Source organism: Chengkuizengella sediminis (assembly GCF_010078385.1).
Classification (GTDB): Bacteria; Bacillota; Bacilli; order Paenibacillales; family KCTC-33759; genus Chengkuizengella; species Chengkuizengella sediminis.
In genome coordinates this window covers 928,065-948,655 of the sequence record NZ_SIJC01000001.1, presented here as the reverse complement: position 1 = coordinate 948,655, position 20,591 = coordinate 928,065, and the positions used below count along the sequence as shown (strand labels likewise).

The 20,591-nt window shown below is 34.8% G+C and carries 2 protein-coding genes; both read left to right on the top strand.

The features are described 5' to 3' along the window. Positions 1-16 precede the first annotated feature (16 nt). Positions 17-19,198: a non-ribosomal peptide synthase/polyketide synthase gene (locus EPK97_RS04605; RefSeq protein ID WP_162035399.1), complete on the top strand. Its 19,182-nt coding sequence runs from the start codon at positions 17-19 to the stop codon at positions 19,196-19,198. Between the two features lie 11 nt (positions 19,199-19,209). Next, positions 19,210-20,580 (top strand): FAD-binding oxidoreductase, encoded by a 1,371-nt coding sequence (locus EPK97_RS04600; RefSeq protein ID WP_162035398.1) that lies wholly within the window; start codon positions 19,210-19,212, stop codon positions 20,578-20,580. Positions 20,581-20,591: the final 11 nt, after the last annotated feature.

Sequence of the window (20,591 nt, the reverse complement as noted above, 5' to 3'; positions counted from 1 at the left end):
AGGAGGAGTGATTTATATGAAAAATATTGATGAATATACAAAAAACATTTTGCTCTCATCTGGACAATTTGATCAAGAGTTAGAATATTGGCTAAATCAATTGTCTGGTGAATTACCGATAAGTCGTTTTCCAATGGAAAGTATACCAAAAGTAGGGGGACATTCTAAGGAAATTCTTCATTTTCAACTTTCCGAAAAGGTTTTTAATAAAATAAAACATATTACTAAGGGTTCACAGTTAGGTATGTATACATTACTGCTCAGCGTATATAAATTTTTATTGTATAAATATACAGGAAATCAGGACCTTATTGTTCCCACTCCCATTTTTGGAAGGTCTAGCACAGAAAAATATTTAAATGATGTTCTTCTTATAAGAAGTCAAATGAAACCGACATTTACATTTAAGCAATGGCTGAATGAAGTAAAGAAGAATGTAAGTGAAGCTGCACAAAATCAAAACTATGTTTTTTCTAAAATCACAGATAAACTCGGACTAGAAATGAACGGAGATCACTCTATATTACAAACCATGTTTGTTATGAATCCCTTACAGAACAAACAGGAAATTATTCAGTACCAAAGTGATCTCATCTTTGAATTTGATGTTCAAAAAGATCACATTAAATTAAACGTGGAATATAACAATTTACTATACCATGAGAGAATGATCTTGCAAGTAGCAAACCATTTAATTCACTCTTTAGCAAACGTTTTAAATCATCCTGATCAGAAATTATCTGAACTAGATATATTGATGGAAGAGGAGAAACATAAGCTGTTGGTGGACTTTAATGATACAGCTGTTGCGTATCCAAAAGATAAAACTATTCATAAGCTGTTTGAAGAACAGGTAGAAAAAATACCTAATCAAATTGCGGTAGTATTTGAAGAAAAAATGTTGACTTATAAGCAGTTAAATGAAAAATCCAATCAACTGGCAAGAAGGCTTATCAGTAAGGGGATTGAAAACGAAAGTGTTGTGGCTATTATGGCACATCGCTCTATAGAGTTGATCATCAGTGTTCTTGCTGTTTGGAAGGCAGGGGCAGCTTATATACCTATTGATCCTGAGTATCCACAAGAGAGAATTTTATACATGTTGGAAGATAGTCAGGCAGAACTATTAATTATAAATCGAGATTTATTAGACGAACTGTCATACTCTGGTGAAACGATTGATCTTGATGATAAGAATATATTCATTGGTAACTCATCCAATATAGACTCTAGGATTACAAATTCTGATCATTTGGCTTACATTATTTATACTTCTGGTACAACGGGAAATCCGAAGGGTGTTATGATCGAGCATTCTAATTATATGAATATGGTATATGCATGGAAACAAGTGTATGATCTGGACAATATACCAGTTAAATTACTTCAACTAGCAAGTTTTTCTTTTGATGTATTTGCAGGGGATTTAGCTAAAACACTTCCTAATGGAGGGGAGCTTGTTATATGTCCAAATGAAGTTAAGTTCGATTTACAAATGTTATATCAATATGTACAGAAATACGAAATTACTCTGTTTGAATCGACACCGGCTTTAATATTTCCATTGTTGGATTATATTGACGAGCAGAATTTAATTGCTAGCCATTTAAAATTGATAATATTAGGATCAGATAGTAGTTCATTAAGCAAGTATAAAGAGTTACAGTTGAGATTTGGATCAACTATTCGAATGATAAACAGTTATGGAGTCACAGAGGCATGTATAGATGCTAGTTATTATGAAGGAAGTGAAAAAGGAACAAGTTGGTTGGGAAATCTGCCTATTGGACGACCAATTCCTAATGTGAATTTGCATATTGTGAATTTGCAAAACCAACTTCAGCCCATAGGGGTTGCAGGGGAGTTGTGCATTGCGGGAGCAGGATTAGCAAGGGGATATTTAAACCAGACAGAATTAACTGAGGAGAAATTTATAAAACATCCATATATCATAGGGGAACGTTTGTATAAAACGGGAGACCTAGCTAAATGGTTACCAGATGGAAATATTGAATATTTAGGTCGTATGGATTATCAAGTGAATATTAAAGGTTTCCGCATTGAATTAGGGGAGATTGAAAGTCAGCTTTTGAAACATCCAGAAATTAAGGAAGCTGTAGTTACTGTAAAAGAAAATGGGATTGGGGATAAAACATTGTGTGCCTATATAGTCTGTGGCAGAGAATTCAACACAACGGAGTTAAGAGAATATATATCACAATATTTACCAGATTATATGATTCCATCCTTTTTTTTAAGGTTAAAAAAAATGCCGTTAACTCCTAACGGAAAAATAGATAGAAAAGGGTTACCTGAACCAGATGAATCACTCTTTTCAGAAACACAGTATGTTGCGCCAAGAAATGAAATGGAGAGTCGTTTTGTATCTATATGGGAAGAGATGCTTGGCATAAAAGGTATCGGCGTTCAAGACAATTTTTTTGATCTTGGAGGTCATTCTTTAAAAGCAGTCCAAATGATTTGGAAACTTCAAAAGGAAATGGGGATCTCAGTCACCTTAAAAAAAATTTTTATACATCAAACTATTGAGAAGCTAGTTAAAGAAGTTGAGAAATTCGATAAAAGAAAGTTTATTTCTATACCAAAAATAGAAGAGAATGAAGTCTATACTTTATCGTCATCACAAAAAAGATTATATGTATTACATCAGTTGGAAGATGACAGTGTCAGTTATAACATGCCATCGATATTGACTCTTAAAGGAGAATTCAACCGAGTACGATTTGAAGGTGCGATAAGAAGCCTCATCCGGCGTCATGAAAGTTTACGAACATCATTTGAAATGGTTAATGGTGAGCCAGTACAACGAATTCATAAGGAGATAAACGTTGAATGCAATGATCAACACATAAAGAAACATGAATTGGATTCATTTGTATCAGAGTTTATTCAACCGTTTGATCTAAATCATGCCCCACTGTTTCGAGTCAGCCTCATGCATGTAGATAAACAAGAACATATTTTATTTTTTGATATGCATCATATTATTTCAGATGACATTTCAATGAATATATTAATTCAAGATTTTACACAACTTTATGAGGGTAAAGAACTACCTGAGCTTAGGATTCAATATAAAGATTTTGCCAAATGGCAAAATGGACAATCTACTTCTGCAGAGATGGAAAATCAAAAGCAGTATTGGTTGGATCATTTTGTTGATGACATTCCAATATTAGAATTACCAACAGATTATGCTCGACCTGTAATGCAGAGTTTTGAAGGAAAAACGATTGAATTCCATTGGGGTCAGACAGTTGTTAGCAAGTTAAATAAACTTGCCAAAGAAACGAACACGACCTTGTATATGGTTTTGTTAGCAGCTTATACGACTTTGTTGTTCAAATATACAGGACAAGAAGACATTATTGTTGGTTCTCCAGTTGCGGGAAGAAGACACTCAGATGTAGAGCCTATTATAGGGATGTTTGTGAATACGGTAGCGATGCGAAATAAACCAGAAGCAGACAAGCCATTAAAAACATTCTTAGAAGAAGTGAAGGAAAACACACTGAAAGCAATTGAAAATGAGAGTTATCCGTTAGAAGAATTGATTGAGAAGTTAAATATTCAAAGAGATACAAGCCGAAATCCTTTGTTCAGTGTTATGTTTAATATGTTACATATGGAAGAAAAGGAACTTGAGCTGAAAAATTTAAACTTGAATACATATCCGATGGAAAATAAAGTTTCAAAATTTGATTTAACACTCACTGTGCAAGAAGATTCTGATAAGCTTTTTTTAAGCATGGAATATTGTACAAAATTATTTAAAAAAGAAACGATAGAACGAATGATCACCCACCTAGGTTTATTGGTAGAACAAATCGTTGAGCTAAGAGAAGTTACTCTTGGAGAGCTAAGTGTTTTATCTGAGGAAGAAAATCATCAGCTGTTATTGGAATTCAATGATACAAAAGTTCATTATCCAGAAGATAAAACGATCCATCAATTGTTTGTACAACAGGTAGAAAAGACACCAGATCATATTGCAGTGGTGTTTGAAGATAAACAGTTTACATATCATGAGTTAAACGAGCGAGCTAATCAGTTAGCCTGGATCTTGAGGGAAAAAGGTGTTTCGACTGAGCGATTAGTCGGAATTATGGTAGATCGTTCCCTGGAAATGATCGTAAGTATCCTAGCGGTCCTTAAAGCAGGAGGTGCATATGTACCAATTGATCCCACCTATCCAGAAGAGCGCATTCATTACATGTTAGAAGACAGTGGGACGGAACTTCTACTCATGACTGAAGGAGATAAAGATAAAGTCAATTTTGCAGGAACAATACTTTATTTTGAGGATGAGGATTTATATGCTAAAGATATATCTAATCCTCCATGTATGATAAATACGGATCATTTGGCCTATGTGATTTATACTTCTGGATCAACTGGGAAGCCAAAAGGGGTCTGTGTAGAACATCAATCTCTTGTTAATTTAAGTATATGGCACAAGGAAGAATTTCAAGTGACACCGGCAGATCGTAGTGCAAAATATGCTTCATATGCATTTGATGCTTCCGTATGGGAGTTGTTTCCATATTTGATCTCAGGTGCTGCCGTATATATTATTCCAGAAGAAGTTCGTATGAATATAATGGAACTTAAACAATATTATCAGAAACATAACATTACAATGACTTGGTTACCACCACAAATGTATGAACAATTACTAGAGTTGGATCCTCCTGATCGTTTACGAGTATTATTTACAGGATCGGATAAAGTTAAAAGTTATAAAAAAAGTGGCTATCGTGTTTTTAATACTTATGGGCCAACGGAGAGTACGGTGATCTGTACATATTTTGAAATGAATGAAGTAACTAAAAATATCTCCATTGGTAAACCTTTAGCAAATACACAGATTTATATTTTAGACGTGCTAGGGCAACTTCAACCTGTAGGCGTCTCAGGTGAGTTATGTGTAGCTGGAGATGGTTTGGCCAGAGGATATTTAAACCAGCTAGAATTAACAGAAGAAAAATTTGTGGATAACCCATTTGTTCCAGGAGAGCGAATGTATAAAACGGGAGATTTAGCCAGGTGGTTGCCAGATGGAAACATTGAATATTTAGGCCGGATTGATCATCAAGTCAAAGTAAGAGGGTATCGTATTGAGCTGGGTGAGATTGAAGTACAAATGTTAAAGTTGAATTCCGTTAAAGAAGTCGTAGTTATTGCAATGAAGGATGAGAGCGGCCATAACTATTTATGTGCTTACATAGTATCAGATCAGGAACTAAGAGTCGGGTACCTTAGAGAATTTTTATCTAAAGAACTCCCAAATTATATGATTCCGTCCATTTTTATTCAACTTGAAGCAATGCCACTAACTCCTAATGGAAAAATAGATCGAAAGAGCCTGCCAGCTCCGGAAGGAAATATGAACACTGGGACAATTTATGTTGCTCCAAGAAATGAAAAAGAGAGGCATATGGTTTCCGTATGGCAAGAAGTGCTTGGTGGAGAAAAAATAGGCATCCATGACAATTTCTTTGATCTTGGCGGACATTCATTAAAAGCGATGTATTTAGTAGCTAAGTTACAACAAGAAATTCAAGTGTCAATTGCTTTAAAAGATATATTTGCTTATCCAAATGTTGAGCAACTAGTTGAACATATAGAACAATTGGAGGAAAATGAATTTCATTCTATTCCACAAGTTGAGCAAAGAGATGTTTATCCTGCATCTTCGCCACAAAAAAGATTGTATGTGTTACAGCAATTAGAAGGAGTTAATGCAAGTTATAATATGCCATTGGTGCTGAGGTTGAAAGGAAAATTAAATCTAGTCAAATTTGACGAAGCAATTAGAAAATTAATTGATCGTCATGAAAGTTTAAGAACTTCATTTGAACTATTAGAAGAAGAAGTCGTTCAACGTATTCAAACAAAAGTGAATTTTGAAGTTTTTCTTCAGAAAGCTGAAAATTATGAAAAAATTGATAAAATGATTTCGGATTTTGTTCAACCTTTTGATCTCAGCTCGGCACCCTTATTCCGGATGAGTCTAATCCAAATGGATAAAGAAGAACATGTTTTCTTATTGGATATGCATCATATTATTTCTGATGGTACATCCATGAACATTTTGGTACAAGATTTTATCCAGTTTTATGAAGGGCAATCCCTTCCTGAGCCTAGGATACAATATAAAGATGTGGCAGTATGGCAACATGAACAAAATTCTACAGAGATTATGGAACAAAAAAAGCAGTATTGGTTAAATCAGTTTACAGATGAAATACCTGTATTGGATTTACCCACAGATTTTGTAAGACCCAGTATGCAGAGTTTTGAAGGACATCAAATTGATTTTCGTTGGAATAATGATCTGACAAAGAAATTAAAAGAGCTTGCTAAAGAAACAAATACAACGCTTTATATGGTTCTGATGGCAGTATACACTTTATTATTATCTAAATATTCAAAACAAGAAGATATTATTGTGGGAACACCGGTTGCAGGAAGAAATCACACAGATGTAGAGCCAATCGTGGGTATGTTTGTAAATACGTTGGCTATTCGAAATTTTCCTGAAAGTAATAAAACATTTCATGCTTTTTTATTAGAAGTGAAAGAAAATATATTGCAAGCAATAGAAAATGAGAGTTACCCATTAGAAGGTTTGCTTGAAAACTTAAACTTACAACGAGATACGAGTCGAAATCCATTGTTCAGTGTTTTGTTTAATATGTTAAATCTAGACCAGAACGAAATAAATTTGGAAGGTTTAAGCCTTCATCCCTATTCGTTTGAGAATAAGGTTTCTAATTTTGATTTAACTTTAAATGTAGTTGAACAGGGTGGGGAACTATTGTTAAGCATAGAGTATTGTACAAAATTATTTAAGATAGAAACAATACAACGGATGATTTTACACTTGAATTATTTAGTACAGCAAATTATAGACCAACCTGAAATAAAACTAGAGGACGTCGAACTATTAACTGAAGATGAAAAACAGCAAATCATTACAGTGTTCAACAATACTACAATGGACTATCCAAAAGAGAAAACTGTAATTGATTTTTTTGAGGAGCAAGCAAGTTCTCATTCAACAGATATAGCTGTTATTCATGGGAAAGCAAAAATAACATATGAAGAATTAAATAACAAAGTGAATAAATTAGCAAAGATTCTAAAGAATCAGGGAGTAAAAGAAGAAACAATCGTTTGCCTATTGCTAGAACGTTCAATAGAAATGGTAGCAGTTATACTGGCTATCCAAAAAGCAGGAGGAGCATATTTACCTATTGATCGTAGTTATCCCAAAGAGAGAATTGAGTATGTTTTAAAAGATAGTCATAGTGATTATTTAATTACGGATTATGAATATATGAAAGAGATAGATATTCAGTTCTCTGGCATGACATTAGATGTAACAGATTTGGAAGAACTAAATGAGGAAGCGACTAAATTGAGTGAAGTTAGTCCTCATCAATTAGCATATATCATATACACTTCTGGAAGTACAGGTCAACCTAAAGGGGTGATGATTGAACATAAAAGTTTAACAAATCAAGTATTAGCACTTTTAGAAGATTATGGGTACAACAAGTTCAAAAAACATATGTTATATAGTAAAGCTGTCTTTGATGTATCTGTTCAGCATATTTTTACAGCCTTATGTAGTGGAGCTGTTTTACACTTAATGACAGAGGAAATGGATTCTAACTATGAAATGCTTTATCAGTATATTCAAGAAAATGAAATTGATTTTATAGATATGGTACCAGCTCAAATGGAAGCGATAGTTAATAGTTTAGAACAAAAAACAAAGAATCATCGACTTGTTTTAGGTGGAGAAGCGTTTCAATCATCGCTTTATAAAAAAATCAAAAAGTATGTTAATGCAGATGAAATTTATAATATGTACGGTCCTACAGAAACGACAATTAATGCATTAATTTACCAATGTAAAGAAGATGAAAGCAATCCAATAGTACCAATTGGAAAACCAATAAGAAACTATCAAGCTCTTATACTAGATGAAAAAAAGAAACTACTTCCAATTGGTGTGGTAGGAGAGTTATGTATAGGTGGAGATGGATTAGCACGAGGTTATTTAAATAACAATCAATTAACAGATGAGAGATTTATAAATCATCCTTTTATAGAAGGAGAAAAAATATACAAAACGGGAGACTTAGCCAGATGGTTACCAGACGGCAATATTGAATTTGTAGGTCGGAAAGACCACCAAGTAAAAATTAGAGGATTCCGTATTGAATTAGGAGAAATTGAAAATCAGCTTTTAAAACACCCAGATATTTCTGAAACTTTGGTCACTGTAAATACAGATGTAGTTGGTGATAAAACTTTATGTGCCTATGTAGTTTGCAGGAGAGAATTTAATAGTTTTGAGTTAAAAGAAGTTGCATTAAAATCTCTACCAGAGTATATGGTTCCAACTTATTTTATACAGCTAGATCAAATGCCACTATCTCCTAATGGGAAAATTGATCGAAAAGCATTGCTTGATCCTGATGGAAAACAGGCTAGAAATGAGGTATATATAGCTCCAAGAAATGAAAATGAAAGTCACATGGTTTTTTTGTGGAAAGAAGTGCTCGGAATTGATTCAATCGGTATTCAAGACAATTTCTTTGAACTCGGAGGACATTCATTAAAAGCGATGTACTTAGTGGCTAAGATTCAAAAGGAAATGCAAGTTATCGTGACTTTGAAAGATATATTTACATATCCAACGATCGAACAACTGGTGAATAGGGTACAAAAGTTGGATAAAAGTGAATACATTTCAATTCCACAGGTAAAAACGAAAGTAGTGTATCCAGTCTCTTCTGCTCAAAAAAGGTTGTATGTATTAGATCAATTGGAAGAAGCCAGTATTAGTTATAATATGCCTTCGGTGCAGACAGTTAAAGGAGCGTTTGACCAAGTACGATTTGAAAAAGCGATCAATGCTTTGATTTCTCGCCATGAAAGCTTAAGAACCTCTTTTGAAATGAAAGAAGAAGAACCAGTCCAACGTATTCATCCAGAAATAGAGTTTGAGGTTCGTTATTATAAAAAAGAAGAACACGAATTAGAAACATTGGTATCAAGCTTTATACAGCCGTTTGATTTAAGTCAGGCACCCTTATTGAGAGTGAATTTAATAGAAAGAACTCAAGATGAGCACCTATTGTTCTTTGATATGCATCATATCATTTCTGATGGTGTGTCTATGAATATTTTGATTCAAGATGTTATTCAGCTTTATGAAGGGAACAAATTGGCTGATCTACGGATTCAATATAAAGATGTTGCAGAGTGGCAGCAGGGTCAGCAAGCAACGGAAGAGATGCAAAAACAAGAGCAGTATTGGTTAGCACAATTTGAAGGTGATATTCCAGTACTGGAATTACCAACAGATTACCCCCGACCTGCGATGCAAAGCTTCGAAGGAGAAACGATTGAATTTTATTGGAATAAGAATTTAACTCGAAAAATAAATAAGTTGGCTCAAGAAACGAACACAACGGTTTATATGGTATTGTTAGCAGCTTATATGACTTTGTTATCCAAATATGCAGGACAAGAAGATATTATTGTTGGTTCACCTGTGGCAGGGAGAAATCATGCAGATGTTGAGTCGGTTATGGGGATGTTTGCAAATACGTTAGCCATACGCAATAAACCAGAGGATTCTAAGTCGTTTTTCGCTTTCTTAGAAGAAGTTAAAGAAACCACATTACAAGGGATGGAAAATGAAAGCTATCCGTTAGAAGAAATGATTGACAAACTAGATTTAACAAGAGATACAAGTCGAAATCCATTGTTCAGTGTGTTATTTAACGTATTGAACATGGAGAGGAAAGAAATAATTTTAGAGGATCTAAATTTCCAGACATATCCAATAGAAGATAGAATTTCCAAATTTGATCTGACTCTCACAGCTATTGAAGGGGATGGCGAACTTTTCCTTAGTATGGAGTATGCTACGAAACTATTTAAGAGAGAAACGATGGAACGAATGATCGTGCACTTGAAGTGCATGATAGTACAGCTTTTAGAAAATCCAACCATCAAGTTGGGGGAGATTGACTTTTTATCTAAACAAGAAAAAGATCAACTACTGGTCGATTTCAATGATACCTTTGCAGTGTATCCTAATGAAAAAACAATTCATGAATTATTTGAAGAGCAGGTGGAAAAAACACCGGATCATATTGCAGTTGTGTTTGAAAATGAGCAATTAACGTATCAACAATTAAATGAACGATCTAATCAAGTTGCAAGGGTGTTACGCGAAAAAGGAGTTCAAAAAGATAAAGTCGTAGGTCTTTTGGCGGAGCGTTCTTTAGAGATGGTCATCGGAATATTAGGCATCTTAAAAGCAGGCGGTGCATTTTTAGCGATTGATCCTCATTACCCAGAAGATAGAAGGAATTATATGTTACAAAATAGTCAAATAAATATTTTATTGACTGACAAAAAATGGTTATCACAACAGATGTTTTTTGAGGGTTATATCCTTAATTTAAACGATCCAACTATCTATTTAAGAGAGGCTAAGAACTTAGCATTACCCTCTAATGGATCTGATTTAAGTTATATTATATATACTTCAGGTTCAACAGGTCAGCCAAAAGGGATCATGGTGGAACACAGAACATTAGTGAATCTAGTTTACTACCAACAAGATTACACATCTATTCCATTTAAAGGTAATGTTTTACAGTATGCTTCACCAAGTTTTGATGTGAGTTATCAGGAAATATTCTCAACCTTATTAGTAGGTGGGAAACTATATATTGTAGAAGAGAAAGTTAAACAAGAACCAGAAATATTGTTCAACTTTATCGATCAGAAACAAATAGATGCCATATTTATGCCAACAGCCTTGCTGAAGTTCATTTCTTCAGATTCTAATTTATTAGCTCAATTCCCAACGTGTGTTTCACATATCATTACCGCAGGGGAACAATTATTTATGTCCAATGAATTTAAAGCATATTTGAAAGAGTATTCTCTTGTTGTTCATAATCATTATGGTCCTTCTGAAGCACATGTGGTGACAACTTATTCAATCGATGGTGAAAATGTCACAGCGGTTCCACCGATCGGAAAAGGAATATCCAACACTGAGTTGATGATTATGGATGAATATTACAACCTACAACCGATTGGGGTCCCGGGAGAACTCTATATAGCAGGAGACGTTTTAGCCAGAGGATATTTGAATCGACATGACCTTACTGCTGAAAAGTTTTTAGTACATCCTTATAAATCAGGAAAGAAAATGTATAAAACAGGGGATCTTGTGAGATGGTTGCCAGACGGAAATATTGAATATATTGGGCGAACCGATCATCAGGTGAAAGTGCGGGGTTATCGTGTGGAGTTAGGAGAAATTGAAGCTCAACTCTTAAGCCATGAACAAATCAAAGAAGTAATTGTAATCGTGAAAGAAGAGCAGAATCAGGGTAGTAAATATTTATGTGGATATTATGTTGCTTTAGAAGAATTAAAACCAAAAGATGTGAGAGATTTCTTATCGGTATCTTTACCAGAATATATGGTTCCGTCGTTTTTGATTCCATTAGATGTTATGCCGCTGGCACAAAATGGGAAAATAGATAGACAAGCCTTGCCTGAACCAGAAGGGAATCACTCAGGTGTACAATACCTTCCACCAAGAACCGAAATAGAGAAACAACTTGTACGTTTATGGAAAGAAGTGCTCGGAATTGATTCAATCGGTATTCAAGATAATTTCTTTGAACTCGGAGGACATTCATTAAAAGCCATGTACTTAGTGGCTAAGATTCAAAAGGAAATGCAAGTTACCGTGACTTTGAAAGATATATTTGCATCTCCAACTATTGAGCAATTAACGAAACAGTTTCAACAGTTAAAACAAAGGAAACATAGTTCGATTCCACGGACGAAAATAGAAGAGGTGTATCCAGTCTCTTCTGCTCAAAAAAGGTTGTATGTATTAGATCAATTGGAAGAAGCCAGTATCAGTTATAACATGCCTTTGATGATGACAGTTAAAGGAGAGTTTGACCAAGTACGATTTGAAAAAGCGATCAATGCTTTGATTTCTCGCCATGAAAGCTTAAGAACCTCTTTTGAAATGAAAGAAGAAGAACCAGTCCAACGTATTCATCCAGAAATAGAGTTTGAGGTTCGTTATTATAAAAAAGAAAAACACGAATTAGAAACATTGGTATCAAGCTTTATACAGCCGTTTGATTTAAGTCAGGCACCTTTATTAAGAGTGAATTTAATAGAAAGAATTCAAGATGAGCATCTATTGTTCTTAGATATGCATCATATCATTTCTGATGGTATGTCTATGAATATTTTGATTCAAGATTTTATACAGCTTTATGAAGGGAACAAATTGGCTGATCTACGGATTCATTATAAAGATTTTGTAGAGTGGCAGCAGGGTCAGCAAGCCATGAAAGAGATGCAAAAACAAGAGCAGTATTGGTTAGCACAATTTGCAGGTGATATTCCAGTACTGGAATTACCAACAGATTACCCTCGACCTGCGATGCAAAGCTTCGAAGGAGAAACGATTGAATTTTATTGGAATAAGAATTTAACTCGAAAAATAAATAAGTTGGCTCAAGAAACGAACACAACGCTTTATATGGTGTTGTTAGCAGCTTATATGACTTTGTTATCCAAATATGCAGGACAAGAAGATATTATTGTTGGTTCACCTGTGGCAGGGAGAAATCATACAGATGTTGAGTCGGTTATGGGGATGTTTGCAAATACGTTAGCCATACGTAATAAACCAGAGGGTTCGAAGTCGTTTTTCGCTTTCTTAGAAGAAGTTAAAGAAACCACATTACAAGGGATGGAAAATGAAAGCTATCCGTTAGAAGAAATGATTGACAAACTAGATTTAACAAGAGATACAAGTCGAAATCCATTGTTCAGTGTGTTATTTAACGTATTGAACATGGAGAGGAAAGAAATAATTTTAGAGGATCTAAATTTCCAGCCGTATCCAATAGAAAATAGGATTTCCAAATTTGATCTGACTCTCACAGCTATTGAAGGGGATGGCGAACTTTTCCTTAGTTTGGAGTATGCTACGAAACTATTTAAGAGAGAAACGATGGAACGAATGATCGTGCACTTGAAGTGCATGATAGTACAGCTTTTAGAAGATCCAACCATCAAGTTGGGGGAGATTGACTTTTTATCTAAACAAGAAAAAGATCAACTACTGGTCGATTTCAATGATACCTTTGCAGTGTATCCTAATGAAAAAACAATTCATGAATTATTTGAAGAGCAGGTGGAAAAAACACCGGATCATATTGCAGTTGTGTTTGAAAATGAGCAATTAACGTATCAACAATTAAATGAACGATCTAATCAAGTTGCAAGGGTGTTACGCGAAAAAGGAGTTTTGAAAGATGAAGTGGTAGGTCTCATGATGGAACGTTCCCTGGAGATGGTCATCGGCATATGGGGGATATTAAAAGCAGGAGGAGCTTTTTTACCAATTGATCCTCATTACCCGGAAGAAAGAAAAGTTTATATGTTGCAAAATAGTGAAATGAAAATCATGGTAACCGATAAAAAGTGGATTGAAAATGTTTCTTTTGAGGGTCATATCGTTAATATGAATGATCCAAGCCTTGAGCTTGAGGAGACAATTAATTTAGGACTACCATCAAGTGGAGATGATTTACTCTATGTTATTTACACCTCAGGTTCAACAGGTCAACCCAAAGGGGTCATGTTAGAACACCGAACATTAGTGAACTTAGTTTATTATGAATTGGATCATACACAAATTCCATTTGATAGTAAAGTGCTGCAATACGCTACATTAAGTTTTGACGCATGTTATCAGGAAATGTTCTCAACTTTACTAGCAGGTGGAGAACTATATATTGTTGGAGAAGAAACGAAAAAAGATACGGACTTACTGTTTAACTTTATTTTTGAAAAACAAGTGAATGTTGTAATACTACCTACAGCCTTGTTGAAGTTTATCTCATCAGATTCAGATCTTTTGACTCGATTGCCTGCATCTGTTTCACATATCATCACCGCTGGAGAGCAATTATTGATATCAGATGAATTAAAAACGCATCTAGGACAATATTCTGTTGATGTTCATAATCATTATGGGCCGACTGAGACACATGTGGTGACAGCCTATACGATCACAGGTGACAATGTCTCATCTGTTCCACCGATCGGAAAAGGAATATCCAACACAGAGTTGATGATTATGGATGAATATCACAACTTACAACCTGTTGGAATCATTGGAGATTTGTATATTGCTGGAGATGCCCTAGCAAGAGGGTATTTGAATCGACCTGATCTTACGGCTGAAAGATTTGTAAATCATCCATATATGAGAGGAAAGAAAATGTACAAAACGGGGGATCTAGCGAGATGGTTACCTGATGGTAATATTGAATATATGGGGCGAACCGATCATCAAGTGAAAATACGTGGATACCGCGTTGAATTAGGAGAAGTTGAAGCCCATTTCTTAAGCCATGAGCAAATCAAAGAAGTAATCGTGATTGTAAAAGAAGAGGATACGCAGGGAAGTCCATTCTTATGTGCGTACTATGTGGCATCGAATGATTTAAAACCAAAAGAAGTAAGAGGATATTTATTAAACTCTTTGCCAGAGTATATGGTTCCATCCTTCTTGGTACAACTAGATTACATGCCAGTAACAAAAAATGGAAAAATAGATCGACATGCTTTGCCTGATCCAGAAGAAAACCATTCAAGTGTAGAGTATATTGCACCAAGAACCGAAATAGAGAGGCAACTTGTTGGTTTATGGAAAGAAGTGCTTGGATTAGATTTGATCATCGGTATTCAAGACAATTTCTTTGAACTCGGAGGACATTCATTAAAAGCGATGTACTTAGTGGCCAAGATTCAAAAGGAAATGCAAGTTACCGTGACTTTGAAAGATATATTTGCATTTCCAACCATTGAGCTTTTAACGAAACAGTTTCAACAGTTAAAACAAAGGAAACATAGTTCGATTCCACAGGCCAAAATAAAAGAGATGTATCCTGTTTCTTCTGTGCAAAAAAGGTTATATGTATTACAACAGTTAGAAGGTGCTGAAACAAGTTATAATATGCCTTCGTTGCTGACAGTTAAAGGAGCATTTGACCGAGTACGATTTGAAAAAGCGATCAATGCTTTGATTTCTCGCCATGAAAGTTTGAGAACCTCTTTTGAAATAATAGAAGAAGAACCTGCTCAACGTATTCATTCAGAAATAGAGTTTGAGGTCCGTTATTATAAAAAAGAGAAACACGAAATAGAAACATTGGTATCAAGCTTTATACAACCGTTTGATTTAAGTCAGGCACCTTTATTGAGAGTGAATTTAATAGAAAGAACTCAAGATGAGCACCTATTGTTCTTTGATATGCATCATATTATTTCCGATGGTGTGTCTATGAATATTTTGATTCAAGATTTTATACAGCTTTATGAAGGGAATAAATTGGCTGATCTACGGATTCAATATAAAGATTTTGCAGAGTGGCAGCAGGGTCAGCAAGCAACGGAAGAGATGCAAAAACAAGAGCAGTATTGGTTAGCACAATTTGCAGGTGACATTCCAATATTGGAATTACCAACAGATTACCCTCGACCTGCGATGCAAAGCTTTGAAGGAGAGACAATTGAATTTTATTGGGATAAGAATTTAACTCAAAAAATAAATAAGTTGGCTCAAGAAACGAACACTACGCTTTACATGGTGTTGCTAGCAGCTTACATGACTTTGTTATCCAAATATGCAGGACAGGAAGATATTATTGTTGGTTCACCTGTGGCTGGTAGAAATCATGTGGATGTTGAATCGATTATGGGGATGTTTGTAAATACGGTAGCAATACGAAACATGCCTAAAGGGTATAAAACGTTTGAATCTTTCTTAGCAGAAGTCAAAGATACGACGTTGCAGGCGATGGAAAATGAAAGCTATCCGTTAGAAGAAATGATTGACAAATTAGACTTAACAAGAGATACAAGTCGAAATCCATTGTTCAGTGTGTTGTTTAATGTGTTGAATGTGGAGACGCAGGAAATAACCATAGAGAATCTAAGTTTCCAACCGTACCCGTTACAAAATAGGATTTCCAAATTTGACCTTACACTTACAGCAACTGAAGGTAATGGGGAGCTCATCTTGAGTATGGATTATTGTACTAAACTATTTAAGAAAGAAACGATAGAACGAATGATTACGCATTTGAGATTTTTGGTAGAAAAGATTGTAGAACAGCCAGAAATGACTTTACGTGAGTTTAATATATTGTCTGACGCAGAAAAACATCAATTATTAGTGGAGTTCAATGATACAGAAGTGGATTATCCAAAACATAAAATGATCCATCGATGGATAGAGGAACAAGTGAAAAAAACACCGCATTCCTTAGCAGGTCAATATGAAGATGAAAGCATAAATTACTTAGAATTAAATAGAAAATCCAACGATTTAGCGAAGACATTAAAATCCTACGGTGTGGGTAAGGGTTCCTTTGTTCCTATACTTATGGATCGAAGTATAGAGCTATTAATTTCATTGTTTGGGGTAATGAAGACAGGTGCAGCTTTTGTCCCTTTGGATGTGAATTGGCCAATTGAGAGAAGCAGTTTTATTCTTAATGAAATAAGAAGTAAGGTTTTATTATTGAATAAAGAGTCTTATTTACAACAAGAGCATTTTGATGTGCCGTGTATACTTGTTGATCAGAATAAATTATCTGAGGAACCAGTGAATCCAGATTTCGATATGAATCCAGATGATATCATTTATGTGATTTATACTTCTGGTTCGACTGGGAAACCAAAAGGGGTGGAAGTTCCACATAAAGGAATTACGAATCGATTTAGTTGGATGAATGATTACTTTGAGCAGTCGTCCTCACAATCTGTGTTACAAACAACAAATCATGTGTATGACAGTGCCGTTTGGCAATTGTTCTGGCCGCTGATTAATGGTGGGAAAACGGTAATGCCGTCTAAATCTATGGATTTGACAGCAGAAGGTGTTTCCTCAACGATTGAGAAGTATGGAGTAACATTGACGGATTTTGTACCTTCTGTATTTAACATGATTGTAGAACAGTTAGAGCACAAAGAGAGTCTTCATCATAAGTTATCTTCATTAAAAAGTATCATTATTGGTGGGGAAGAGATTACTTCTTCAACCATTTATACTTTTCAAAAAAGATTTGGTACGATCCAAATCTCTAATTTATACGGTCCAACCGAAGCAAGTATCGGGTGCATCTATTACCAAGTGACAGGATTAGAAGGAAACAAAATCCCGATTGGTCAACCTATCTCAAATACACATATCTCAATACTGGATAAACATCAGAATTTGGTGCCGATTGGTGTTCCGGGTGAAATTTATATCTCAGGTGAATGTTTAGCAGAAGGTTATTTAAATGATCTAGAAAAAACGAAAAAATCTTTTGTAAATCATCCTCTTAAACAAAAACAGGGTGTTAAAGCATATAAAACAGGAGACTTAGCTCGGTGGTTATTTGATGGTAATATCGAATTTTTGGGTCGTATAGATCATCAAGTGAAAATAAGAGGTTATAGAATTGAACTTGGAGAGATAGAAAGTCATCTACTTACCTATCCAGCGATTCAAGAAGTCGCTGTTATAGTTCGTGAGCAGAAAAATGGTGAGAAAATAATATGTGGGTATTTTGTTTCAGATCAAGAACTGGATATATCTGAAGTGAAGACTTATTTAGTACAAAAATTGCCAAACTATATGACCCCTTCGTATTTTATACAACTAGAAAAACTTCCACTCACTGCAAATGGAAAGCTGAATCGAAATGCATTGCCTGAACCAGAAGGAAACCATTCAGGTGTACAGTATGTTGCCCCAAGAAATGATATAGAGATTCAATTGGTTTATCTTTGGGAAGAAGTGCTTGGTTTAGATTCGATCGGTATCCATGAACATTTCTTTGAATTAGGAGGACATTCATTAAAAGCGATGTCTATGATAGCTAAATTGCAAAATGAAATGAAGGTACCGATGACCTTACGTGACATATTTTCATACCCAACGATTGAACAGCTTGCGAAAAGAATAGAAAACTCAATGAAAAATGACAATTCTATAGCTAAAAAAGCTAGAACGGAAGTATTTACGTTAGAAGTAGAAGGGCGAAATCTACAAATCTATTTACCTGATTCCTATGCTTCAACGAACAAAAGATATCCTGTCGTTTATATGCATGATGGACAGAGCGTGTTTGCTGATACCGTGGAATCCATTGGCTGGAAAGTAGATCAAACACTGAAGGAATTAACGGAAAGAGGGCTTGTCGAAGAAATGATCGTTGTAGGGATTTATAATTGCAACGAACATCGTGCCAAAGAATATATTCCATACAATGACAGATTTTTAAATACGGATGGCTCAAAGGCTAAAGCATATGCTGAGTTTTTAATCAACACGATTATTCCTTATATAGATGAACACTTTAGAACGATTCCTACCAAAGAAAATAGAGCTATCATAGGTTCGTCTTTAGGCGCTGTTCATGCCTTATGGTCAGCCTATAAATATCCTGATGTGTTCTCTATGGTTGGAGCACTATCTCCTTCATTATGGGTAGGTGAGCGAGCGATTTACGAAGATATGACGAAAAAAGCAAAACCAGAACTAAAAGTATGGTTTGATATGGGGAATGTAGAAGAGCCTTATGAAGCACATTACATTGATCAGTTAGAAAAACAAGGTTTTATCTATGGAAGAGATTTATTTTATTACTTAGAAGAGGGTGCACTGCACAATGAATTGGCTTGGGAAAAGAGAGTGAAAAACGCCTTGATTTTATTTAAGGGTCAAAAACCGCCAACGATAGCTGTAAAAATGGATCTGAAAGTTAATTTTATAAAAGGTTTTATTAATCATTATCTAACCCATTCACAATTAGAAGAAGAGGGTATCGTGGAAATAAATCCGGTCATAGAAATGGATAACGGTATGGTCTTTTCAGGGAGACATTTAGTTAGCTACAACGTTTTGAACAAAAATGAAGGATTTGTTGATTCTAAAGGTTTTGTGACATTTAAAACAGGAGAAAACCTGATAGTTCAAGTAAAATTTGGTGAACTAGAATCAGAGATTGAAGTGAATGATCACAATGAATAGGGGTAAAACAAATGAACTTATATCAAGATCTATATCAAATTTTTAAAAATGAAAATAATGTTAGTCAAGAGTTAAATATTCTATTGGATCATAGCAAGGATCACTCATCATATCATCCTTCTCATTTACCAGAGGTTGTAGTATTTCCAGAAAACAAGGCCGATGTTATAAAAATATTAAACTATGCAAATGAAAACAAAATACCTGTTGTCCCTTTTGGTTTGGGTACCAGTGTAGAAGGTCAGGTTATTCCTATAAAAGGGGGAATTTCTATGAATATGACAAGAATGAATAAAATCATTGAAATACAACCTGATAATTTTCTTGTCAAAGTTGAACCTGGGGTAACTAGAGTTCAATTAAATGACTATTTAAAAGAACATCATTTACATTTTCCAATAGATCCAGCAATTGATGCTTCCATTGGTGGAATGGTCTCCACTAATGCAAGTGGTACAAATAGTGTCAGGTATGGAGCTATGAAAGATCAAGTATTAGGAATGCAAATTATTTTAGCAAATGGTGAAGAGTTGAACGTAGGGGGGCAATATCTTAAATCTTCTTCTGGATATAATCTAACAAATCTATTTGTAGGTTCTGAAGCTACGCTGGGGGTTTTCACTGAGATCACTTTACGTGTTTATAGTATTCCTAAATATAAGCTAACAGCAATGGTAGAGTTTACAGATTTGATTTCAGCATCGAATGCAGTATTGAAAATGAAAAAAAGAGATTTATCGATTGAAAAGGTTGAATTAATAGATGAAAGGACGATTGAAGCGATCAATCGATATAAATCAAGAAGTTTTTCAATTGCCCCCTTTTTATTTCTGGAGTTGGGTGGAAACGAAGTCATAGTTCATCATGATTATGAGCTTGCCAAAGAGGCTTTGATTGAAGAAGGTTGTATAAATATTCAATTAGCTACTAATGACTTAGACAGGGAGAATTTATGGGAGATTAGGCACGAAGTAGCCTTTGCAATCAAATCAATGAATCCTGAAAAAAAACTGATGACAACAGATGTATGTGTACCTTTAAATGCTATGCCAAATGCAATTAATGAAACAAGAAAGATGATGGATAATTCTAAGATTGAATGTGCGATCTTAGGTCATGTGGGTGACGGGAACTTTCATGCCGTTTTTTCAGTAGATCCAGAAAATAAGTCTGAAGTAGGTCTCTATAAAAAAATAAATGAACAAATTGTTGATTATGCATTGAAAAATGGAGGGACTTGTAGTGGAGAACATGGTATTGGCCTTGGGAAGATTGATTATATGTACAAACAACATGGAAATTCAGTATCATACATGAGACAAATAAAATCACTTTTTGATCCTAATAATATTATGAATCCTAGTAAGATTTTTAAAAAATAAGGAGAAGCGAT